This window comes from Georgenia sp. X1117 (assembly GCF_057784635.1).
This window is the reverse complement of sequence record NZ_CM173492.1, coordinates 492,378-512,948: the sequence shown is the minus strand read 5'-3', so window position 1 is coordinate 512,948 and position 20,571 is coordinate 492,378. Positions and strand designations below refer to the sequence as shown.

Genomic DNA, 20,571 nt, shown 5'->3' with positions numbered 1-20,571 from the left:
TGTCGCGTCACGGGTAGGTTGCGGGTATGACCGCACCCATCCGCCCCGAGGACGAGGTCCTGCAGATCTGCCGCGACCTCATCCGCATCGACACCTCCAACTACGGCGACGGCTCGGGTCCCGGCGAGCGCGCGGCCGCCGAGTACGTCGTCGGCCTCCTCGAGGAGGTCGGGTTCGCCCCCGAGCTCATCGAGTCGGCCCCCGGACGGGCCAGCGTCGTCCTGCGGGTCGAGGGCACCGACCCCTCGCGCGGCGCCCTCGTCCTGCACGGCCACACCGACGTCGTGCCGGCGGCCGCCGAGGACTGGAGCGTGGACCCCTTCGCCGCCGAGGTCCGCGACGGCATGGTCTGGGGCCGCGGCGCGGTGGACATGAAGGACATGGACGCGATGATCCTCGCCGTCGTGCGGTCGATGGGCCGCGACGGCTGGCGCCCCCCGCGCGACCTCGTCGTCGGCCTGCTCGCGGACGAGGAGGCCGGCGGGCGGTACGGCGCCCACTGGCTCGTCGACCACCGGCCCGAGCTGTTCGAGGGGGCCACCGAGGCGATCAGCGAGGTCGGCGGCTACTCCGCCGAGATCGGTGGCAGGCGCGTCTACCTGCTGCAGACCGCCGAGAAGGGCCTGGCGTGGCTGCGCCTGGTCGCCGAGGGGCGGGCCGGGCACGGTTCCCAGGTCAACGAGGACAACGCGGTCGCCCACCTGGCCGCGGCGATCGCCCGCATCGGGCAGCACGAGTGGCCGCTGCACCTGACCAAGACCGTGCGCGCGCTGCTCGACGGCGCCGCCGAACTGACCGGGACCCGGTTCGACCCCGAGGACCCGACGTCGGTCGACGAGCTGGTGGCGTCCTTCGGGTCGGTCGCGCAGTTCGTCGGATCGACCCTGCGCACCTCCGCCCACCCCACCCAGCTCGACGCCGGGTACAAGGTCAACGTCATCCCCGGCACCGCGACCGCCGCGCTGGACGTCCGCCCCCTGCCGGGCCACGAGGCCGAGGTGCGGGCCACGCTCGCCGAGCTGGCGGGCGAGCACGTCCGCATCGAGGAGATCCACACCGACGTCGGGCTCGAGGTGCCCTTCGCCGGGAACCTCGTCGACGCCATGGTCGGCGCCCTCGCCGAGGAGGACCCCGAGGCGCAGGTGCTGCCGTACATGCTCTCGGGCGGGACGGACAACAAGGCCCTGTCCCGCCTGGGGATCACCGGCTACGGGTTCGCGCCGCTGCGGCTGGACCCCTCGCTGGACTTCCCCGCGATGTTCCACGGCGTCGACGAGCGGGTGAACATCGACGCCCTCACGTTCGGGGCGCGCGTGCTCGAGCGGGTCGTGCGGACGAGCTGAGCCCGGCGGTCAGTACTCGCTGAGCGTCGAGACCACGCGCATCGCCCGGCGCCGCAGGACCACCTTGCGCGCACCGCCCTCGTACAGGACGCTGCGGGCCAGCTCCCAGCGCCCGTACTCGGCCTCCGCGGTGAGCAGCCGCCGCGCGTCCGCCCGCGCCACGTCCGCCCCGATGGTCACCGTGCGGAACTCGTAGAACGTATCGCCGGCGTACGCCGAACCCGCTCGCGCCATGCAGCCTCCTCCGATCGGGGGCGACCCCGTGGGTCACCCGCTCGGCCCATCCTGTACCAGGCTGTCGAAGTTCGCGTGCACCGCTAGGCTCGGTCTCATGGCAACCGACCCGCGTGCAGCCCTGGACCGACTGATCGCTGCGCTCGAGGAGCACCACCTCGCCGCCGCGGCGGCGCAGGACCCCGACTCGCCGCGCGTTCTCGCGGCCTCCTCGACGATCGCCGAGGTGTTCGTCACCTACGACGACGCCCTGTTCACCGCCTACGGCGTCGACCTGCCCTTCGACCTCTACGACGACGAGGACGACGACGACTACGACTACGACGACGAGGACCTCGACGACGACGAGGACGACGACCTCGACGACGAGGACCTCGACGACGCGGACCACCGGGGCTCCTGAGCCTGCGCCCCAGGGACCGCCCCGCCCGTGCACCACGTGACGCCGTCGACCTCACCGCCTGGCTCGGGAGCGCGGCGCCAGGTCAGAGTCGCTCGGGGTAGCCCACCTCGATCGCGCTGACCTCGTCCAGCGCGGCCTCCAGGGACGCCGGCAGGTCGAGCTCGGCCCCCTTGAGGGTCTGGCGCAGCTGGGCCACCGACGAGGCCCCCACCAGCGAGACGTCCACGCCGGAGCGCAGCGACCAGGCCAGCGCCACCTCGGCGGGGGAGACCCCCAGCCCGTCGGCGGCCGTCGCCACCGCCTCGGCGATCGAGGCCGCCCGCGTGCCCAGGTAGGGCTCGACGAACCCGCGCAGGTGCGCCGAGGCGGCCCTGGAGGACGGCGGCACGCTGGAGCGGTAGCGGCCCGCGAGCACGCCCCGGCCGAGCGCCGACCAGGCCAGCACGCCGAGGCCGAGCCCCTCGGCCGCGGGCAGCAGGTCCCGCTCGACGCCGCGCTGCAGGAGCGAGTGCTCGACCTCGACCGCCGCCAGGTGCGGGGCAGGGAGCATCGACTCGGCCAGGGTCGCCGCGCGCGCCGTCACCCAGGCCGGGTGGTTGGCCAGGCCCACGTAGCGGGCCCGCCCGGTGCGCACGGCGTGGTCGAGGGCGCCGAGCGTCTCCTCCAGCGCGGTGTCGGGGTCCGGGCGCTGGACGAGCCACAGGTCGAGGCGGTCGGTGCCCAGGCGCGCCAGCGAGGCGTCGAGCTCGGTGAGCAGCGAGCCCCGCGAGGCGTCCACCACACCGGTCCCGCCGCGGACGCGGGTGCCCGCCTTGGACACCACCACGACGTCGTCGCGCACCCCGCGCTCGGCGAGCAGCGCGCCGAGGATCTCCTCGGCCGCCCCGTCCGCGTAGGAGGCGGCCGTGTCGACGACGGTCCCGCCCGCCTCGAGGAAGACGTCGAGGTGCTCGGCGGCGTCGTGCTCGTCGGTGTCCCGTCCCCAGGTCAGGGTGCCCAGACCGACGGCGGACACGGCGAGGCCGGTCGCCCCGAGGCGGGAGGTGCGCATGAGGTCACCGTAGCCGGAGCACGACCCGGTTCCGTCGAGGGGTACCGTGACGACCCGTGACCTGGTGGGAGACGATCGTCCTGGGGATCGTGCAAGGACTCACGGAGTTCCTGCCGATCTCCTCCTCGGCGCACATCCGCATCGTCGGGGAGCTCCTGCCCTCGGGTGTCGATCCCGGTGCGGCCTTCACCGCGATCAGCCAGCTCGGCACTGAGGCCGCCGTCGTCGTCTTCTTCCGCAAGGACATCGCGCGGATCGTCTCGCACTGGTTCCAGGCGCTCCCGGTCGGCCCGTGGAAGCAGCGCCTGCCCGCCAGCGACCCGGACGCCCGCATGGGCTGGTTCGTCATCGTCGGGTCGATCCCCATCGGGGTCCTCGGTCTGCTGCTCGAGTCCTGGATCGACACGACGTTCCGCCACCTGTTCATCACCGCCGCGATGCTCGCTCTGTTCGGCCTGCTCCTGCTCATCGCCGACCGCACCGCGAAGCAGGTCAAGACCCTGGACCACCTGTCCTGGCGCGACGCGATCCTCCTCGGCCTCGCGCAGTCCCTCGCCCTCGTGCCCGGCGTATCCCGCTCGGGCGCGACGATCACGATGGGGCTCTTCCTCGGGCTCACCCGCGAGACAGCGGCCCGGATCTCCTTCCTCCTCGCCATCCCGGCCGTCGTCGCGTCCGGCCTGTACAAGCTGCTCTCCGACGTGCTGCTCAGCGACGCGCCGCCGGCCCCGGGGGAGCCCAGCCTGTTCGCGACGTTCCTCGCGACCGTGGTCGCGTTCGTCGTCGGCTACTGGGTCATCGTCTGGTTCCTCAAGCTCGTCTCCACCCGCACCTACCTGCCGTTCGTCGTCTACCGGATCGCGCTCGCCGTCGTCATCGTCGGCCTGGTGGTCGGCGGGGTCATCTCCGCCACCCCGTGACCAACGCCCCGGCCGCGGTGCGGACCGCGGCCCGCCCATGCGCCCGCGCCAACTAGGGTCGGGATGGTGAGGTCCTGGTCTGCCCCCGACGTGCCCGTGCTTCCCGACCGCGGGGGTGAGGTGCGTCTGGCGCCCACCCGCGGTCTGCCCCAGGCGCCGCCCTGCGAGGACGCCGAGGCCGGGGTGCGCAGGCTCTACGTCTGCGGCATCACCCCCTACGACGCCACCCACCTCGGGCACGCGGCGACCTACGTCGGCTACGACCTGCTCGTGCGGGCCTGGCTCGACACCGGCGTGGAGGTCCGCTACGTCCAGAACGTCACCGACGTCGACGACCCGCTGCTCGAGCGCGCCGGGGAGACCGGAGTCGACTGGCGCGAGCTGGCCGAGGGGCAGACCGACCTGTTCCGCTCCGACATGACCGTCCTGCGAGTGCTCCCGCCGACCGACTACGTCGGCGCGGTCGAGTCGATCCCGCTGGTGGTCGAGGCGGTGGAGCGCATGCTCGCCTCGGGGGCGGCCTACCGGGTGCCCACGCCCGACGCGGCGGACCCCGACGCCCCCGGGGACGTCTACGCCGACCTCGCGGCGGACCCCGCCTTCGGCACGGTCGCCGGCCTGGACCGGGAGCAGATGGTCACCACCTTTGGGGAGAACGGCGGGGACCCGGACCGTCCCGGCAAGCGCGACGCCCTCGACGCGCTGCTCTGGCGCGCCGAGCGGGCCGGGGAGCCGGCCTGGGACGGCGGCACGCTGGGCGCGGGCCGGCCCGGCTGGCACATCGAGTGCGCCTGCATCGCCGCGGCCCACCTCGGGCTGCCGGTCGACGTCCAGGGCGGCGGCCGCGACCTGCTCTTCCCGCACCACGAGATGTCGGAGTCGCACCTGCGGATGCTCACCGGCCGCCCGGCCGCGGTGCGGATGCACGCCCACGGCGGCATGGTCGCCTACGACGGCACGAAGATGAGCAAGTCGCTGGGCAACCTCGTCCTCGTCTCCCGCCTCGTCGCCGGCGGCGCGGAGCCGGCCGCCGTCCGCCTCGCGCTGCTCGCCGGCCACTACGCGGCCGACCGCGAGTACACCGACGAGGTGCTGGCCGCCGCCCGGGAGCGCCTGGCCACGTGGCGCTCCGCCGTGGCTGCGGCGCCGGGTGGTCAGGCGGCGGCCGACCGCGAGCGCGGCGTCCTCGACGACGTGCGCGCCGCCGTGCGGGAGGACCTGGACTCGCCGCGCGCCCTGCGGGTCGTCGACGCGTGGGCGGCCGAGGTGCACGCCGCGGCCGCGACGGACGGGGCCCGCGGCTCCGGCGTCGGGGGAGGAGCCGGCGGGAGCGTCGTGCGCGACACGGTCGACGCGCTCCTGGGGGTCGACCTCGCGCCCGCGGCGGACGCCCCGGCGGGGAAAGTCCCGGTGGGTGCCTCCCCGGCGGTGTGAGGTACGGCGCGGTCCCGGCGTGCGCTGCGCCGCAGGAATAAGTTGAGGCTTCAACTAGTTTTGCCGGTATGACGATCTCCACCGGACTGCTCCCCGCCACCACCGCCATGGGTACCGTGCGCCTGCGCGTGCGCGACCTCGACCCCGTCGTGCGCTTCTACGAGGACGGCGCGGGCCTCGTCCGCGTCGGCGAGGGCGCGTCCACCGTCCAGCTCGGGCTGCCCGCGACGCCGGACGCGCCCGCCCAGGTGCTCGTCGAGGTCACGCACGCCCCCGAGCTGCCGGTCCGTCCCAGCGGCTCCGCCGGGCTCTTCCACACCGCGATCCTGTACGCGAACCACGCCGACCTGGCCGCCGCCGTCCTGCGGCTGGCCCGGGCGGGCGCCCGGTTCACCGGCTCCTCGGACCACCTGGTCTCCGAGGCCTTCTACTTCGACGACCCCGACGGCAACGGCGTCGAGCTCTACGTCGACCGCCCCCGCGAGGAGTGGACCTGGACGGGCGGCACGGTGTCCATGGCCACCATCTACCTCGACCCCAACCAGTTCCTCGCTACGCACCTCGACGCCGAGCACGGCGTGCCGGTCGGTGCGCAGGTGGGCCACGTCCACCTCCAGGTCGGCGACACCGCGAGCGCGCGCCGGTTCTACGTCGACACCCTCGGCTTCGCCCCGACCCTCGAGGCGGGCGACCAGGCCCTGTTCGTCTCCGCGGGCGGCTACCACCACCACATGGCGATGAACACCTGGGGCTCGCGCGGCGCCGGCTTCCGCGCGCCGGCCCTCGGCCTGGGGCGCGCGGTCATCGACCTCGGCGATGCCGAGGCGGTCGGTGCGGCCGCCGAGCGCCTGCGCGCCGCCGGTCACCAGGTCGACGACGACGGCGCCGCCCTCGAGGTCGACGACCCCTGGGGCAACCGCCTCCGGCTCCTCGCCTGATCAGCGCTGCGGCGCCCCGCCCACGGGGGAGCACCCGGGGGCGGGGCGCCGCCGCTACATCCCCGCCGGCGGCCCGCTGCCGGGCCCCTTGCCGGGGTTGCCGTCGTCCCTGCGGCGCAGGTAGCGCTCGAACTCGCGGGCGATCGCCTCACCGCTGGCCTCCGGCAGCTCGGCGGTGTCCTTGGACGTCTCGAGCATCTCCACGTACTCCGCCACGTCGGCGTCCTCCTGCGCCAGCTCGTCGACGGCGCGCTGCCACGCGGCGGCGTCCTCGGCGAGCTCGCGGCTGGGCAGGGACATCCCCAGCAGGTCCTCCAGCGCCACGACGAGCGCGAGGGTCGCCTTGGGCGAGGGCGGCTGGGCCACGTAGTGCGGGACCGCCGCCCACATCCCGATCGTGCGCAGCCCGCGGGACTGGCCGAGCGTGGAGAGCACCCCGACGATGCCGGTGGGGCCCTCGTAGTCCGGCGGTGACATGCCCAGCGACTCCTGCATGACGGGGTCCTCCGAGGAGGACTGCACCGGGATCGGCCGGGTGTGCGGCACGTCGGCCAGCAGGGCGCCGACCGAGACGAGGGTCTGCACGCCGGCCGCCTCGAGCGCGTCGAGGATCTCCTCGCAGTACCGGGTCCAGCGCAGGGACGGCTCGATGCCGCGCACGAGGACGACCTGCTGGTCCGTCGTCGGGGAGGTGGCCAGGCTCACCTCGGTGTGCGGGAAGGTGATGACGCGCTTGCCGTCGGGGCCGCGCTCGACGCGTGGGCGGTTGACCTGCAGGTCGTGGTACTCCTCCGGGTCGAGGACGACGAGCGTCTCGGAGAGCCAGTCCTCGGCGATGAGGTCGAGCGTGGACGTGGCCGCGGAGCCGGCGTCGTTCCAGCCGTCGAAGGCGGCGATGGCGACGAGGCCGTCGCGCGGCGGCGGGACGGAGTCCATCGCGTCGCGCGTCTCGTCGGGCGCCTCGTCGGGCCCGGCTGGGCTGCTCGGCCCCTCGGGCCGTTCGGTGTCGTCGTGCATGGACTCCAGCGTAGGTGGGCCGGGCGGATGCCCAGGTAGTGTGCTGGCGTGACGCACCCCGATCTTCCCGAGGCCGTGCTGTGGGACATGGACGGCACCATCATCGACTCCGAGCCGCTGTGGTTCCAGTACCAGAAGGCGTTCATCGAGGAGTCCGGCGGCACCTGGACGGACGAGCAGTCGCTGGCGATCGTCGGTCACAACCTGCCCGACGCCGCCCGGCTGATGATCGACGGCAGCGGCATCGACACCACCGTCGAGGAGTTCCTCGACGTGGTCGTCTCCCGCGTCGTCGGCCACGTCCGTGACCAGGGCGTCGACCGGCGCCCCGGTGCCTTCGAGCTCATCGCCGAGCTGCGGGAGGCCCGGGTCCCGCAGGCCCTCGTCACCGCCTCCTACGCCGGCTTCGCCGAGGTCGTCGCCGAGCTCGCCGGCGGGTTCGACGTCGTCGTCCCCGGTGACCGGGTCACCCACGGCAAGCCCGACCCCGAGGGGTACCTGCTCGCCGCCCGCCTGCTCGGGGCCGACGTCGAGCGGTGCGTCGCGATCGAGGACTCGCCCACCGGGCTGCAGGCCGCCCGCGCCTCGGGCGCGCGCTGCCTGGCCGTCCCGCACATGGCCGAGATCCCCGGTGCCGCGGGGCTCTCCCGCGTGTCCAGCCTCACCGAGGTCGACCTGGGGACCATCCGGGAGATCGGACTGGGCCGGGCCGTCGACCTGCTCGCCGCCTGAGCCCTGAGCGCCCTCAGGCGCGCCGGACGGTGAGCAGCCGGTCGATCCCGGCGCGGGAGATCTCCGGCGGCGTGCCCCCGAACTGGGGGCAGTGGTCCTGGAAGGAGCACCACGGGCACAGCTTGGAGGGGCGCGGCGCGAAGATGCCGCTGAGCGCGGCCTCCTCGATCCGGCCCCAGATCTGCCCGATGCGCTCCTCGGTCTCCAGCAGGTCCGCCTCGGTGGGGTCCACCGTCAGCGTGCGCCCGTCGGCGAGGTAGACGATCTGCAGCCGGCTGGGTGCCACCCCGGTCGAGCGCCACAGCACGAGGCCGTAGAACGTCAGCTGGAAGATCGCCTCGTCGGCGAACCGCTGCGACGGCGACTTCCCGGTCTTGTAGTCGACCACCCGGGTCGCGCCGCTGGGGGCCTCGTCGAGCCGGTCGACGATGCCGCGCAGCAGCACCCCCGAGCCCAGCTCGGCCTCGACGTGGAGCTCCCGGCCGGCCGGCTCGAGCCGACGGGGGTTCTCCATCCGGAAGTACTGGCTGACCAGGGAGCGGACCTGGGCCATCCACGCCTCGGCGTCCTCCGGGGTCGTGAAGAGCCGGTCGAGCGCGGGGTCCGCGGCCCGCACGTCCGCCCACGCCGGGTCCACGAGGCCCTGGGCGGTGGTCTCCGTGCGCTCGGTGGCCGGGTGGTCGTAGAGGCGTTCGAGGACCGAGTGCACGACCGTGCCGCGGGTGGCTGCCGGCGAGGGCGCCTCGGGCAGACGGTCGACCACGCGCAGCCGGAACATGAGCGGGCACTGCTGGAAGTCCTTCGCCCGGGACGGGGACAGGGCGGCCCGGTAGGGGGTGGGGGCGTCGACGGGGGAGGCGGGCATGGCACCGAGGTTAGCCACGGGCGGGGACACCGGCGGTGGACCGCGGCTCCCGCCTGTGGACGCGGTGTGGTGGGCTGGACCGGTGCACACCGAGCGGAGCCGAACCCCGGGCCTGGTCGTGGCGCGCATCGGCGGTGCGCCGGTGGTGCTCACCGGCACCTGGGTCCTGCTCGTGGTCGTCGTCGCGGTCGTCTACGGCCGGATCCTCGCCGGTCCGGAGGCCTCGGGCCTGACCATGGGTCTGCTGGCCGCGGCCGCGGTCACCCTCGCGGTGCTCGTCCACGAGCTGGCCCACGGGCTCGTCGGCCTCGCGGTGGGGATGCGGCCGCGCGAGTTCGTCCTCACCTTCGTCGGTGGGCACACCTCCTTCGACGGGACCGGGCGCGGGCCCTGGTCGGCGGCGGCCGTCACCGCGGCCGGTCCGGTGTCCAACCTCCTGCTCGGTGGGGCCCTGCACCTGCTCGCGCCCCTCGCCCCGCAGGAGGGGCCGTGGGCGGCGGCGATCGGCGTGGGCGTGGTGATGAACCTCGTCCTGGCGGCCTTCAACCTCGTCCCCGCGCTCCCGCTGGACGGGGGCCGGCTCTGGCTCGAGGTGGCCGAGGGGATCACCGGTCGCCCGCTGGCCGGGCTGCGCACGCTCGGGCACCTGGGCCGCCTGCTCGCGCTCGTCGTCGTCGCCCTGGCGGTCTGGCTGTTCGTGCGCACCGGCGGGTGGGCGGGGATCATCGTCGTCGCCGGCGCCGCCTCGGCGGGGGCCACCCTGTGGTCCGGCGGCAGCCAGGCGCTGGCCGACGCGCGCCGCATCCGTCGCGGGCGGGGCGCGGACCCGGGCGACCCGTAGACTCCCGGGCCGTGACCACCGAGCCCGCACCCCAGCACCCCGACGGGCCCGACCGTCGCCGCGGCCCCCTGCGGGCCGGTGAGCGCGTCCAGCTCACCGACGTCAAGGGACGGCTGCACACCGTGCTGCTCACCCACGACGGCTACTTCCAGTCCCAGCGCGGCTCCTTCCACCACCGCGAGCTCATCGGCCGCCCCGAGGGCACCGTGATCTCCACCCCCACGGGCCACGACCTGCTCGCCCTGCGCCCCCTGCTGCCCGACTACGTCATGTCGATGCCCCGTGGCGCCGCCGTCATCTACCCCAAGGACGCCGGCCAGATCGTGCAGATGGCCGACATCTTCCCCGGCGCGCGGGTCGTCGAGGCCGGGGTCGGCTCCGGCGCGCTGAGCATGTCGCTGCTCTCCGCGGTCGGTGAGCACGGGCACCTGCACTCGGTGGAGCGGCGCGACGACTTCGCCGAGATCGCCGAGGCCAACGTCGACTCCTGGTTCGGCCGGCGCCACCCCGCCTGGCGCCTCACCGTCGGCGACGTGGCCGAGGTGCTCGACGGGCTCACCCCCGCGAGCGTGGACCGGGTCGTCCTCGACATGCTCGCGCCCTGGGAGAACGTGCTGCCCGCGGCCCGCGCCCTGGCCCCGGGCGGGCTGCTGCTCGCCTACGTGGCCACGACCACCCAGCTCAGCCGCGTCGTCGAGGACCTGCGCGGCAGCGAGCGGTTCACCGAGCCGCAGTCCTGGGAGTCGATGGTGCGCGGCTGGCACGTCCAGGGGCTCGCCGTGCGCCCGGACCACCGCATGGTCGCCCACACCGGCTTCCTCGTCACCGCGCGCGCCCTCGCGCCCGGCTCGCGGCCGCCGCAGCGCACCCGTCGACCGGCCAAGGGTGCCGGTCCGCTCGGCACGACGCCGCAGGACACCTCCCGGCACGCGCCGCCCGTCGGCGTCGACTCCGGCGCGCACGCCGGGCAGGCGGGCGGCGAGGAGGACTGGGTGGGCGCGCTGTCGTCCGCCGAGCGGACGATCTCGGTGAAGAAGCTGCGCCGCGTGGGCCGCGACGTGCGGCGCCGGGCCGAGATCGAGACGAGCGGCTACTCCTCGGTCACCCCGGCTGCGGGCCCCGCCGCGGCGGTCCCGCCGGCGACGGCGCACGAGGCGCCCGGGCAAGGCCCGCGTGCCGACGTCGAGGGCGAGGGCGACGGCGCAGACGGCGGCGCGAACGGCGGCTACGACGTCGGCGCGGACGGCGGCGAGGGGCCGGGCGGGACCGTTCCCGAGGAATGACATCCCCTGACGGCCACGCCCGTTCGGCATACGCTGGATGTCTGCCAGGTGACAGGAGCGGAATGACGCAGGAGAAGTACCCCGAGGCGCGTGCGCGCGAGCTCGAGCAGCAGGCGATCTCGCTCGCCGCGAAGAACGAGCGGCTCACGGAGTCGCTCGGCCGTGCGCGGCAGCGGCTCGTCGAGCTCCAGGAGCAGGTCGACTCGCTGACCGCGCCGCCGAGCACCTACGGCACGGTCGTCGACGTCGCGCCGGTCGACCGGCTCGCCGACGTCCTCGTCGGCGGCCGCCTCATGCGCCTGGCCGTCTCGACCGTGGTCCCCGTCGGTGCCCTCCTGCCCGGCCAGCGCGTCGTGCTCAACGACCAGCTCGCCGTCGTCGCGGCGGCCGGCTTCGAGCCCACCGGCGAGGTCCTGTCCGTCAAGGAGATCCTGCCCGAGCACCGGGTCCTCGTCGTCGGGCGCGGCGAGGACGAGCGCGTCCTCAGCGTCGGCGGCGCGCTGCGCGAGTCCCGCCTGCGCGTCGGCGACCTCGTGCGGGCCGACCTGCGCACCGGGTTCGTGCTTGAGCTCGTCCCGCGCGCCGAGGTCGAGGACCTGCTGCTGGAGGAGGACCCGGACACCGAGTACGCCGACATCGGCGGCCTCGGCCCGCAGATCGCCCGCATCCGCGAGGCCGTCGAGATGCCCTTCCTGCACCCCGAGCTCTACGCCGAGCACGGCCTGCGCGCCCCGCGCGGCGTCCTGCTGTACGGCCCCCCGGGCAACGGCAAGACCCTCGTCGCCCGCGCCGTCGCCACCTCGCTGGCCCGCTCGGCCGCGGAGGAGAGCGGCGCCGACCGCGCCCACTCCTACTTCCTGTCGGTCAAGGGCCCCGAGCTGCTCACCCGCTACGTCGGCGAGACCGAGCGTCAGATCCGGGTGATCTTCTCGCGCGCCCGGGAGAAGGCCCGCACGGGCGTGCCCGTCATCGTCTTCTTCGACGAGATGGAGGCCCTGTTCCGCACGCGCGGCTCCGGGGTCTCCTCCGATGTCGAGACGACGATCGTGCCGCAGCTGCTCGCCGAGATCGACGGCGTCGAGAAGCTCGGGAACGTCATCATCATCGGCGCCTCCAACCGCGAGGACATGATCGACCCCGCCATCCTGCGGCCCGGCCGGCTCGACGTGAAGATCCGCATCGGCCGTCCCGACGCCGCGGGCGCGGTGGAGATCATCGCCAAGCACCTCACCGCCGACCTGCCCATCCACGACGACGAGCTCGCCGCCCACGGCACGCCCGAGGCCGCCGTCGCGGCGATGGGTCAGGCCGTGGTCGACGCGATGTTCGAGCGCACCGCGAGCACCGAGGTGCTGGAGCTGACCTACGCCTCGGGGACCCGGCGCGTCCTGCACGTGGGGGACCTCGCCTCGGGCGCCATGCTCGCCTCGGTCGTGGACCGGGCGAAGAAGCACGCGATCCAGGACCTCGTGGGCGGCCGTGGCCGCGGGCTGCGCACCGCCCACCTGCTCGCCGGGCTGCGCACCGAGATCGCCGAGAACGAGGCGCTGCGCACCGCGATCAAGCCCGCCGACTGGGCCCGCGTCTCCGGCGCGGGGGAGGAGCCGGTGACCGCCATCCGGCAGCTGAGCGGCACCGGGGCGTCCGGCCCCGACGCACCCGCGGGCGAGGACGCGCCGGGTGAGCACGCGCCGAACGGCGCACCCGCCCCCGCGGCCGCGGCCACCCCTCCGGAGGACTCGCGGCCGGGGGCGCGCGTCATCGAGGACGTCCCGACCACCGGCGGATTCCTGTGAGCGCGGCATGAGCGTGCGACGCGTGATGGGCACCGAGACCGAGTTCGGGGTCCTTGACCACTCCGACCTCTCGGCGGGCGCCGTCCAGCTCTCGACCCGGGTGGTGCACGCCTACCAGCTGGCCGAGGGCACCGCGGCGCACCCCGCGGCGCGCTGGGACTACGTCTCCGAGGACCCCCTCAACGACCTCCGCGGCCACCGCGTGCGACGCGCCTCGGCCCACCCCTCGCAGCTGACCGACGACCCGACGCGTCCGGCCCCCGCCGGCCCGGCCCAGCCGGTCGCCCGCCCCAGCGACGAGGAGCTCGAGCTCCCGGTCGCCGCCAACGCCCTGCTGACGAACGGCGCGCGTCTGTACGTCGACCACGCCCACCCCGAGTACTCGGGCCCCGAGGTGCTCGGCCCCTTCGAGGCGCTCGTGCACGACCGGGCCGGGGAACGCGTGGCCATGCGGGCCATGCACGCCGACGGCGGCGAGGGGCTCACGCTCTACAAGAACAACGTCGACGGCAAGGGCGCCAGCTACGGCACCCACGAGAACTACCTCCTCTCCCGTGACGTCGACCTCGGCGACCTGGTCCGCTACGTCACCCCCTTCCTCGTCACCCGCCAGGTGGTGGCCGGCGCCGGCCGGGTGGGCCTGGGCCAGCGCAGCGAGCGGCCCGGCTTCCAGATCGCCCAGCGCTCGGACTACGTGGAGAACGACGTCGGGCTGGAGACGACCTTCAACCGGCCCATCATCAACACCCGCGACGAGCCGCACGCCGACGCGGCGCGCTACCGGCGCCTGCACGTCATCGGCGGGGACGCCAACATGTTCGACGTCCCGTTCGTGCTCAAGACCGGCACGCTCAGCCTCCTGCTCTGGCTGCTCGAGCGCGGCGCCGTGCCGCTGGGGATGGACAGCCTCGTCATCGCCTCACCGGTGCCCGAGGTGCAGCGCATCAGCCACGACCCCACGCTGCGCCACAAGATCGCCATGCGCGAGGGCCCCGACCGCACAGCGCTGGACATCCAGCGCACCTACCGCGACATCCTCGCCGAGGCGGTCGAGGACGCCGGCGGCGCCGACGAGGAGACCGCCCGCGTCCTCGACCTGTGGACCCGGGTGCTCGACACCCTGGCCACGGACATCGACGCCGCCGCGCCCGACGTGGAGTGGGTGGCCAAGAAGCAGCTGCTCGAGCGGATGCGTGAGCGCGAGCAGCTGGGCTGGGACAGCCCCCGGCTGGCCGCGCTGGACCTGCAGTGGCACGACCTGCGCCCGGCCCGCTCGGTGGTGGCCCGCCTCGCGGCGGCCGGCCGGGTCACGCGCCTGGCCGACGAGCGCGCGGTCGGCGCGGCCGAGCACCTCGCGCCGACGGGGACGCGGGCCTACCTGCGCGGGGAGGCGCTGCGCCGCTACCCCGAGCAGGTCACCGGGGCCGGCTGGGCGAGCCTGGTCCTCGACCTGCCCGGCCGGCCCACCCTGGCCCGCGTCACGCTGCCCGACCCGACCCGCGGCAGCCGCGAGCGCGTCGGCCCGCTCCTGGACGCCAGCCCCGACGCCGCCGCGCTGCTCGCCGGGCTGACCGGCACCACGACCGACTGACACCGCGACGACCCTCAGGAAGGCAGACCATGTCCGAGCAGGAACAGACCCAGCGCCCGCGCCCCGAGCCCGCCGGAGACGACGGGCCGGCCCCCGCGCCCGCGGCCCGCGCCGAGCAGGTCTCCCGGGTCGACGACATCCTCGACGAGATCGACACGGTCCTGGAGAGCAACGCCGAGGAGTTCGTCCAGGGCTTCGTGCAGAAGGGCGGGCAGTGACGGCGACCGTCCCGGTCGATCACCCGCTGCGGCGCCTGTACGGGATCGAGACCGAGTACGGGCTCGCCTTCGCCCCGACCGACCCCGCCCACGCCCAGTCGCCCGACGAGGTCGCCCGCCACCTGTTCCGCCCGGTGGTCGAGCGCGGACGCTCGACCAACGTCTTCCTGCGCAACGGGTCGCGGCTCTACCTCGACGTCGGCTCGCACCCCGAGTACGCCACGGCCGAGTGCGACGACGTCACCGACCTCGTGGTCAACGACCGGGCGGGGGAGCGGCTGCTGGCCGACCTCGCCGTGGGTGCGGAGTCGTCGCTGGCCGCGGCCGGCACGCCGGGCACCGTCCACCTGCTGAAGAACAACCTCGACTCGGTCGGCGCCTCCTTCGGCTGCCACGAGAACTACCTCGTGCGCCGCCGCCGCGACTACCGCTCGACGGCGGAGGCCCTGGTCTCGCACTTCGTCACGCGCCAGGTCCTCACCGGCGCGGGGCACCTGCGCCGCCGCCCCGACGGCAGGGTGACCTGGGCCTTCGCCCAGCGCGCGGACCAGACCTGGGACGCGGTCTCGGCTGCGACGACCCGCTCGCGCCCCATCATCAACACCCGCGACGAGCCGCACGGCGACGCCGACCTCTACCGGCGCATGCACGTCATCGTCGGCGACTCGAACGTGGCGCCGGCGACGACGCTGCTCAAGGTCGGCTGCGCCGAGCTGCTCATCGGCTGCCTCGAGGACGGCCTGCGGATCGACGACCTCGAGCTGGCCGAGCCGATGCGGGCCATCCGCGAGATCAGCCACGACATCACGGCCGGCACCGACGTCGAGCTCGCCTCGGGCCGGCGCCGCACCGCCGTCGAGATCCAGACCGAGCTGCTCGAACGGGTCCGCGGGCACGTCGACCGTCGCGGCTGGGGCGAGCTGCTGACCCCGAGCCGCACCCGCGTGCTCGACCTGTGGGAGCGGGGCCTGGCCGCGCTGCGTTCCGGCGACCTCACACCGGTGGCCACCGAGCTCGACGTCGCCGCCAAGCGGGCCCTCGTCGAGCGCTACCGCGAGCGCAACCGGGTGGCGCTGGACGACCCGCGGGTGGCCCGGCTGTCCCTGGCCTACCACGACATCACCGCCCACGGCATCGGCGGGCGCCTGCTCGCCGGCGGGGTGCTCGCCACGGTGGGCACGGACGAGGAGGTCGAGGCCGCGCGCACGACCCCGCCCGCCACGACGCGGGCCGCGCTGCGCGGCCGGTTCGTCGCCGCCGCCGAGGATGCCCGTCGCGACGTCGCCGTGGACTGGGTCCACCTCAAGCTCGTCGACGGCGTGCACCACGCCGTCGCGCTCAAGGACCCGTTCTCCGCCGTCGACGAGCGGGTCGACGAGCTGGTGGCGGAGATGGCGTGAGACCCGCCCGGGGGGCCCGCGGCCCCCGCCGGCGGGGGGCGGCCCTGGCACTGGCCGCCGCCCTGGTGCTGGCGGCCTGCGGGAACGGGGACCCCGGGAGCGTTAGGACGGGCGAGGAGAGCGTGACCGAGGCCGACCCGGGCTCCGGGGTGCCAGGCGTGTCGGTGGCCGGCGCGCCCGGTCAGCCGGTCGTCGTCATCGACACCCCGCTGGCGGTGACCGACCCGGTGGCCGCCGTCGTCGAGGAGGGGGCGGGGCGGGCCCTGGTCGAGGGCGGTCCGGCGCTGCTGAGCGTGGCGGCCTGGGACGGCACGACGGGCGTGAGCTCCGGCGGTGGTGAGGAGGTCGCCGAGCAGCTCGTCACCGTCACGGAGGACGAGGTGGGGGCCACCCTGGCCGAGCACCTGCCCGGGGTCCGGGAGGGCAGCCGGCTCGTCGTGGCCGAGCCCGTCTCGTTCGAGGGCGCCCTGACGATGCAGGTCGTCGTGGTCGACGTCCTGCCCACGGTCGTCGGTGGCCCCGCGGGCGAGAGCTCCTCGGAGAGCCCGTCGGAGGGTCCGTCCGAGAGCGCCTCGGGCGGCGAGCAGGCGGGCGAGGGCTGGCCGACCGTGGGCACGACCGGGGACGGCGCCCCGGTCGTCGGCATCCCGCCGGGCGACCCGCCCGAGGAGCTGCTCGACCGGACCGTCGTGGCGGGCCGGGGCGCGAGCGTGCTGCCGGGCCAGCAGATCGTCGTCCAGTCGCTGAGCATGGACTGGGCCACCGGCGAGGTGCTCTCCTCGACGTGGGCAGACGGCTCACCCGTGCAGGTCGCGGTCGACGACCTCGCCGAGGGGCTGCGGCTGGCGGTGCTCGACCGTCGGGTCGGATCCCGGATCCTGGCGGTGGTACCGCCGGCCCTGGGCGACGGCACGCGCACCCTTGTCGTCGTGCTCGACGTCCTCGCCGCCACCGGCGGGTCCGACGTCGTGCGCTGAGCCGGTCCCACCGGCCGCCCGCGGGGGGACGGACGACCGGCGGACCGGGTGGGGCGGCAGGTGCGCCGCCGCCCCGCGGGGGCGGCTCAGTTCGTGGTGAGCACGGAACGGGCGGTGCAGATCATCGAGAAGCCCGGCTCGAGCGAGGTGTCGGGACACGTGATCGTGGCGCCCGCGGAGTCGGTGACGGCGATCCCGGTGACCGCCACCTCGCCCGTGTTGGTCACGAGGTAGCTCCAGGTGACTTCCTCGTCCTCGGCGACGAGGGCGGGCAGGAGGTCGTGCTCGGTGATGGTGATCGCCGCCGCGCCCGGCGGGTCGGGCACCTCCTCGGTCGGCGGGGCGGCCGACTCCGGCTCTCGTGCCGGGTCTGCTGCCGGATCTTCTGTCGAGTCTTCTGCCGAGCCTTCTGCCGGCACGGGCGCCGGTGCAGGCGCGGGACCGGCTGGCGGTGCGGTCTCGTTGCCCGCCGGTACGGGCGTGCCCGTGTCGGCGATCGCCGTCGAGCCGGAGGCCGCCAGGAGGAGGGCGGCGACGGCGACGAGCGCGCCCGTGGCCGGACGACGCGCGGTGGTCATGAGGACTCTCCCGTCCCGCCGGAGCCGAACCGTCGCCGTGCCGCGCGGGCGGCGAGTCCGCCGCCGACGAGTGCGACCGCCAGCAGCAGCGTGGTGCGGACGTCGGGACCGGTCCGTGGCATGGCCACGGGGCCGGCCGCCCGCGCACCGTCGACCGGCAGGCCCACGGAGGTGGTGCCGCCGGCGGGTACGGCGGAGCCGGGGCGCCCGGGCGTCGGGGTCGCCGTTCCGCCGGGAGGCTCGGTCGGCCCGGGGCCGGGCGTGTCCCCGGTCATCGTCACGCGGACGCGGAAGCTCGCACCGCGCTCGCCGACCTCCGCACGGTCGCCGGAGGTGGCCTCGGCCGGGAAGTGCAGCTCGAGAGGAACGTCGACGATCTCGCCGAGGGCGATCTCCGACTCCTGCAGCCGGGTGTCGACCCCGACGAGCTGGGCCACCGGCGTCCCGTTCATCGTGAGGTCGTCGAAGAACGCGTCGAGCTCGCCCACGTGCGTGACGTCGACGAGGTCGACGGTCATCGTCGCGTCGGTGGGTCCGTCGTTGCGCACGCGGAAGGTGCGTTCGATGGTGTCGCCGGGCACGATGACGGCGTCGAACATGTGGACCGTGACCTCGGGGGCGAACCCCGTTCCCACGTCGATGACGATCGCCTCGGTGGCGGACGGATCGTCGGCCGCGGCTCCTGCCGTGGTGAGCATCCCGAGGCCGAGGGTGACCGCGCCGATGGCCGTGCCGCGGCGGGGTGCGGATCGCAGGTGGTCGCTCATGTCGGCACGGCCTCGCTCCGGTCCCGGTCCGCGCGGCCGTCGGCGGGAGCAGGTGCGGAGGTGCCGGCGTCGGTGCCCGTGGCCTCGGCGTCGGCCTCGTCGTCGTGCGCGGGGGGCGCCGTGCCGCCCTCGCTCTCCTCGGCGCCGTCGGCGTCGTCCTTCGTGCGGCCGCCGAGGATCGACGAGAGCACGACCCAGGCGAGGATCGCGATCGCCACCCCGCCGAGCCACGGCCGCACCTCGGGCTGGGTGAGGTGGCCGACCCACGGCACGCCGTAGATGACCCGGCCCTGGATCTGCGCCATCGTCACGGGGTCGTCCACCACATTGTTGGCGTCGCCCTGGGTGGTGACGCCGAACGCGCCGTCGCTGCCGATCGTCACACCGATGATCCGGTGGGTGACGAGCGTCGGGTCACCGGACTCGGGCTGGATCGTCACGACGTCCCCGATGAGCGGCGCGTCGTAGTCGGGGTCGACGACGACGACGTCACCCGGGGAGTAGGTCGGCTCCATCGAGCCCGACAGGATCGTCAGCGGGACCCAGCCCATGAACCGGGGCACGACGAAGGCCGCGGCCGCGACGGCGACGGCGAGCACGGCGACGACGGCGAAGAATCCACGCGCGACGCCGCCCCACAGCTCGCGGCGTCCGGAACGGCTGGTGCTCATGGTGTGACCTCGTTGACGGGGGTGAGGACGACCTCGAGGTCGTCTGTGGTCAGGGTGCCGTGGACGGTGGTCGCCCAGTCCTGGTCGGCGGAGACGTCGCCGGACCCGGAGCTGCCGCTCGCGCTCACTCTCCCGGAGCGCTCGGTGGTGGCGGTCGCCAGCTCGAGGCACAGCAGGGTCGACGCGTCGAGTTCGACCTCGACCGGCGTGCCGTCGTCGACCGGCAGCTCGACGTCGGTCACCGCGCACATCTCCGGTGCCGTGACCGTGCGGACCGCCATGTGCCAGGTGAGGTCGGGAACGTCCGTGACGAGCGTGAGGCGGAACGTCGCGATCTCGTCGCCGGTCAGGTCGTGCTCGAGCACGGACGCGCCGCGGCCGTTTGCGTTGACGTCGTCGAGAAGTTCGGCGGGCAGGTCGAGGCGGACGACGTCCGCCGGCCCGTCGGGCGCCTCCGCCTCGGCCGGGCCGTCAGCCGGTGCAGGCGTGTCCTGGGTGGGCCCACCGGCTGCGTCCTCGTCAGGGCCGTCCGCGGGGGCATCCGTGGGGCCGTCGGTTACCGACTCCACCGGGCCGTCGGTGGCGGACTCGCCGGCCGCTTCGCTCGGGGACGCTGCCGGCCCCTCGCTGGGGGACTCGGCCGGCCCGTCAGAAGCGGTCTCCGAGAAGCGCTCGGCCCCGATCGTTCCTTCGCCGCTCGCGGTCACCGACCACAGCGCGAACGTCCCGGCCGACGTAGCGGCGCCGAGGACGCCCGCGGTGGCGAGGGCGAGAAGTGCCCGGTCGCGCCGCTGGGTGGTCATGATGTCTGCTCCAGCGTGAGGTCGACACGGACGGTGACGAGGTCGAGGTCCGAGGGGTCGCCTGGCGTCGGCGGGTGCGGATTCTCGACGAGCACGTAGACGGACCAGTCGGCGGCGCCGTCGAGCGAGTCGGGCAGGTCGGACCCGGTGAGCCCCGGGAGCGTCCCCTGCGTCGCCGTCGACGCGTCGAGCACGAGGCCCGGGACACCGTCGGCGAGCGCGGCATGCGGATCGGTGATCGAGTGATCGGTCGAGACGAACCACTGGTACGGGTAGTCCAGCTCGGCCGAGAAGGTGATGTCGACGGTGGCGTCGGCGACGAGGTTGTGTCCCTCCAGCGCGAGGTCGAAGCCCTGGACCGCCCAGGCGCGCTCGCCGGAGCCGAGCACGTCCGGCTCGTCGGCGTCGTCGGCCGTGGACCAGGTGAGGGCTCCGATTGCGACGGCGTCGAGGTCACCGGCGGTGATCGTCCCCGCACCGCCCGAGGCCGTGTGGCTCCAGAGCGCATAGGTGCCCGCGCCGCCGAGGAGAGCGACGGCGGCGGCGGCGAGCGCCAGGACTGCAGCGGGCCTCCTCACGGCAGGTCGCCTGGGGGCTTCGGGCATGGGGTCCTCGATCACGGGGTCTCGACGTAGGGGGGCTCGGTGCGCTGCGGGCCTGGCGGCCGGCCGCCCCGGTTGGGGCGGCCGACCGTCCGGACAGGTGGGGG

Annotated in this window: 22 protein-coding genes; 13 read left to right on the top strand and 9 right to left on the bottom strand. The window is 74.8% G+C overall.

Going from position 1 to position 20,571, the window contains the following annotated elements; genetic code table 11:
* Positions 1-26 precede the first annotated feature (26 nt).
* Positions 27-1,343 (top strand): M20/M25/M40 family metallo-hydrolase, encoded by a 1,317-nt coding sequence (locus AC3D3D_RS02310; protein ID WP_463662261.1) that lies wholly within the window; start codon positions 27-29, stop codon positions 1,341-1,343.
* Positions 1,344-1,352: 9 nt separating this feature from the next.
* Here the strand turns inward: AC3D3D_RS02310 and AC3D3D_RS02305 are convergent, their stop codons facing one another.
* Positions 1,353-1,577, bottom strand: a complete 225-nt coding sequence (locus tag AC3D3D_RS02305) for a DUF5703 family protein (RefSeq protein ID WP_463662260.1) — start codon at positions 1,575-1,577, stop codon at positions 1,353-1,355.
* A 97-nt stretch (positions 1,578-1,674) separates the two neighbouring features.
* Between AC3D3D_RS02305 and AC3D3D_RS02300 the strand changes: the two genes are divergently transcribed.
* Positions 1,675-1,980 carry a DNA primase gene (locus AC3D3D_RS02300; protein WP_463662259.1) on the top strand — a complete coding sequence of 102 codons (306 nt, stop codon included), beginning with the start codon at positions 1,675-1,677 and terminating at the stop codon, positions 1,978-1,980.
* Between the two features lie 82 nt (positions 1,981-2,062).
* On the opposite strand, the gene AC3D3D_RS02295 is transcribed toward AC3D3D_RS02300, so the two are convergent.
* A complete protein-coding gene (locus AC3D3D_RS02295; RefSeq protein WP_463662258.1) occupies positions 2,063-3,031 on the bottom strand; it encodes an aldo/keto reductase in 969 nt (322 codons plus the stop codon).
* A 56-nt stretch (positions 3,032-3,087) separates the two neighbouring features.
* Here AC3D3D_RS02295 and AC3D3D_RS02290 point away from each other — a divergent pair, with 56 nt between their 5' ends.
* The 3 genes from AC3D3D_RS02290 (at position 3,088) to AC3D3D_RS02280 (ending at position 6,323) form a co-directional block, all read left to right on the top strand.
* Positions 3,088-3,951 (top strand): undecaprenyl-diphosphate phosphatase, encoded by an 864-nt coding sequence (locus AC3D3D_RS02290; RefSeq protein WP_463662257.1) that lies wholly within the window; start codon positions 3,088-3,090, stop codon positions 3,949-3,951.
* Positions 3,952-4,017: 66 nt separating this feature from the next.
* Entirely contained in the window at positions 4,018-5,385 is a 1,368-nt protein-coding gene (gene mshC / locus AC3D3D_RS02285; protein ID WP_463662256.1) for a cysteine--1-D-myo-inosityl 2-amino-2-deoxy-alpha-D-glucopyranoside ligase, read from the top strand.
* A 68-nt stretch (positions 5,386-5,453) separates the two neighbouring features.
* On the top strand, positions 5,454-6,323 hold the full coding sequence (locus AC3D3D_RS02280; RefSeq protein ID WP_463662255.1) for a VOC family protein: 870 nt from the start codon (positions 5,454-5,456) through the stop codon (positions 6,321-6,323).
* A gap of 54 nt (positions 6,324-6,377) precedes the next feature.
* Here AC3D3D_RS02280 and AC3D3D_RS02275 read toward each other — a convergent pair whose 3' ends face one another.
* Positions 6,378-7,259: a PAC2 family protein gene (locus tag AC3D3D_RS02275; protein WP_463662336.1), complete on the bottom strand. Its 882-nt coding sequence runs from the start codon at positions 7,257-7,259 to the stop codon at positions 6,378-6,380.
* A 129-nt stretch (positions 7,260-7,388) separates the two neighbouring features.
* On the opposite strand from AC3D3D_RS02275, the gene AC3D3D_RS02270 reads away from it, so the two are divergent.
* Complete coding sequence (locus AC3D3D_RS02270; RefSeq protein WP_463662254.1) at positions 7,389-8,072, top strand: HAD family hydrolase; 684 nt, start codon at positions 7,389-7,391, stop codon at positions 8,070-8,072.
* 13 nt (positions 8,073-8,085) lie between these two features.
* Here AC3D3D_RS02270 and AC3D3D_RS02265 read toward each other — a convergent pair whose 3' ends face one another.
* Complete coding sequence (locus AC3D3D_RS02265; protein ID WP_463662253.1) at positions 8,086-8,937, bottom strand: RecB family exonuclease; 852 nt, start codon at positions 8,935-8,937, stop codon at positions 8,086-8,088.
* A gap of 82 nt (positions 8,938-9,019) precedes the next feature.
* On the opposite strand from AC3D3D_RS02265, the gene AC3D3D_RS02260 reads away from it, so the two are divergent.
* The 7 genes from AC3D3D_RS02260 to AC3D3D_RS02230 all read left to right on the top strand — a co-directional run bounded on the left by AC3D3D_RS02260 (position 9,020) and on the right by AC3D3D_RS02230 (position 17,043).
* Entirely contained in the window at positions 9,020-9,778 is a 759-nt protein-coding gene (locus tag AC3D3D_RS02260; protein ID WP_463662252.1) for a metalloprotease, read from the top strand.
* Positions 9,779-9,789: 11 nt separating this feature from the next.
* Positions 9,790-11,061 carry a tRNA (adenine-N1)-methyltransferase gene (locus tag AC3D3D_RS02255; RefSeq protein ID WP_463662251.1) on the top strand — a complete coding sequence of 424 codons (1,272 nt, stop codon included), beginning with the start codon at positions 9,790-9,792 and terminating at the stop codon, positions 11,059-11,061.
* Positions 11,062-11,123: 62 nt separating this feature from the next.
* Positions 11,124-12,857, top strand: coding sequence for a proteasome ATPase (gene arc / locus AC3D3D_RS02250; RefSeq protein ID WP_463662250.1), 1,734 nt, complete (start codon positions 11,124-11,126; stop codon positions 12,855-12,857).
* Between the two features lie 7 nt (positions 12,858-12,864).
* A complete protein-coding gene (gene dop / locus AC3D3D_RS02245) occupies positions 12,865-14,448 on the top strand; it encodes a depupylase/deamidase Dop (protein WP_463662249.1) in 1,584 nt (527 codons plus the stop codon).
* A gap of 29 nt (positions 14,449-14,477) precedes the next feature.
* Positions 14,478-14,666, top strand: a complete 189-nt coding sequence (locus AC3D3D_RS02240; protein ID WP_463662248.1) for a ubiquitin-like protein Pup — start codon at positions 14,478-14,480, stop codon at positions 14,664-14,666.
* Positions 14,663-16,066 carry a Pup--protein ligase gene (gene pafA, locus AC3D3D_RS02235; protein WP_463662247.1) on the top strand — a complete coding sequence of 468 codons (1,404 nt, stop codon included), beginning with the start codon at positions 14,663-14,665 and terminating at the stop codon, positions 16,064-16,066. Before AC3D3D_RS02240 ends, pafA begins: the two co-directional genes overlap by 4 nt.
* A 122-nt stretch (positions 16,067-16,188) precedes the next feature.
* A complete protein-coding gene (locus tag AC3D3D_RS02230) occupies positions 16,189-17,043 on the top strand; it encodes an FKBP-type peptidyl-prolyl cis-trans isomerase (RefSeq protein WP_463662246.1) in 855 nt (284 codons plus the stop codon).
* A gap of 86 nt (positions 17,044-17,129) precedes the next feature.
* Here the strand turns inward: AC3D3D_RS02230 and AC3D3D_RS02225 are convergent, their stop codons facing one another.
* From AC3D3D_RS02225 to AC3D3D_RS02205, 5 genes are read right to left on the bottom strand one after another with little or no spacing between them, the layout of a single operon-like run.
* On the bottom strand, positions 17,130-17,621 hold the full coding sequence (locus tag AC3D3D_RS02225) for a DUF7507 domain-containing protein (RefSeq protein ID WP_463662245.1): 492 nt from the start codon (positions 17,619-17,621) through the stop codon (positions 17,130-17,132).
* Entirely contained in the window at positions 17,618-18,388 is a 771-nt protein-coding gene (locus tag AC3D3D_RS02220; protein ID WP_463662244.1) for a hypothetical protein, read from the bottom strand. Before AC3D3D_RS02220 ends, AC3D3D_RS02225 begins: the two co-directional genes overlap by 4 nt.
* A complete protein-coding gene (locus AC3D3D_RS02215; RefSeq protein WP_463662243.1) occupies positions 18,385-19,059 on the bottom strand; it encodes a signal peptidase I in 675 nt (224 codons plus the stop codon). The genes AC3D3D_RS02220 and AC3D3D_RS02215 overlap by 4 nt, the downstream gene beginning before the upstream one ends.
* A complete protein-coding gene (locus AC3D3D_RS02210; RefSeq protein WP_463662242.1) occupies positions 19,056-19,862 on the bottom strand; it encodes a hypothetical protein in 807 nt (268 codons plus the stop codon). Before AC3D3D_RS02210 ends, AC3D3D_RS02215 begins: the two co-directional genes overlap by 4 nt.
* On the bottom strand, positions 19,859-20,440 hold the full coding sequence (locus AC3D3D_RS02205; protein WP_463662241.1) for a SipW-dependent-type signal peptide-containing protein: 582 nt from the start codon (positions 20,438-20,440) through the stop codon (positions 19,859-19,861). The genes AC3D3D_RS02210 and AC3D3D_RS02205 overlap by 4 nt, the downstream gene beginning before the upstream one ends.
* Between the last annotated feature and the right edge of the window lie 131 nt (positions 20,441-20,571).

What these genes read in the sequence shown, in the direction of transcription:
- AC3D3D_RS02310 (WP_463662261.1), top strand. Translation starts at nt 27, where the DNA reads ATGACCGCACCCATCCGCCCCGAGGACGAGGTCCTGCAGATCTGCCGC.
- AC3D3D_RS02305 (WP_463662260.1), bottom strand. Translation starts at nt 1,577, where the DNA reads ATGGCGCGAGCGGGTTCGGCGTACGCCGGCGATACGTTCTACGAGTTC.
- AC3D3D_RS02300 (WP_463662259.1), top strand. Translation starts at nt 1,675, where the DNA reads ATGGCAACCGACCCGCGTGCAGCCCTGGACCGACTGATCGCTGCGCTC.
- AC3D3D_RS02295 (WP_463662258.1), bottom strand. Translation starts at nt 3,031, where the DNA reads ATGCGCACCTCCCGCCTCGGGGCGACCGGCCTCGCCGTGTCCGCCGTC.
- AC3D3D_RS02280 (WP_463662255.1), top strand. Translation starts at nt 5,454, where the DNA reads ATGACGATCTCCACCGGACTGCTCCCCGCCACCACCGCCATGGGTACC.
- AC3D3D_RS02275 (WP_463662336.1), bottom strand. Translation starts at nt 7,259, where the DNA reads ATGGACTCCGTCCCGCCGCCGCGCGACGGCCTCGTCGCCATCGCCGCC.
- AC3D3D_RS02265 (WP_463662253.1), bottom strand. Translation starts at nt 8,937, where the DNA reads ATGCCCGCCTCCCCCGTCGACGCCCCCACCCCCTACCGGGCCGCCCTG.
- arc (WP_463662250.1), top strand. Translation starts at nt 11,124, where the DNA reads ATGACGCAGGAGAAGTACCCCGAGGCGCGTGCGCGCGAGCTCGAGCAG.
- dop (WP_463662249.1), top strand. Translation starts at nt 12,865, where the DNA reads ATGAGCGTGCGACGCGTGATGGGCACCGAGACCGAGTTCGGGGTCCTT.
- AC3D3D_RS02240 (WP_463662248.1), top strand. Translation starts at nt 14,478, where the DNA reads ATGTCCGAGCAGGAACAGACCCAGCGCCCGCGCCCCGAGCCCGCCGGA.
- AC3D3D_RS02225 (WP_463662245.1), bottom strand. Translation starts at nt 17,621, where the DNA reads ATGACCACCGCGCGTCGTCCGGCCACGGGCGCGCTCGTCGCCGTCGCC.
- AC3D3D_RS02220 (WP_463662244.1), bottom strand. Translation starts at nt 18,388, where the DNA reads ATGAGCGACCACCTGCGATCCGCACCCCGCCGCGGCACGGCCATCGGC.
- AC3D3D_RS02215 (WP_463662243.1), bottom strand. Translation starts at nt 19,059, where the DNA reads ATGAGCACCAGCCGTTCCGGACGCCGCGAGCTGTGGGGCGGCGTCGCG.
- AC3D3D_RS02210 (WP_463662242.1), bottom strand. Translation starts at nt 19,862, where the DNA reads ATGACCACCCAGCGGCGCGACCGGGCACTTCTCGCCCTCGCCACCGCG.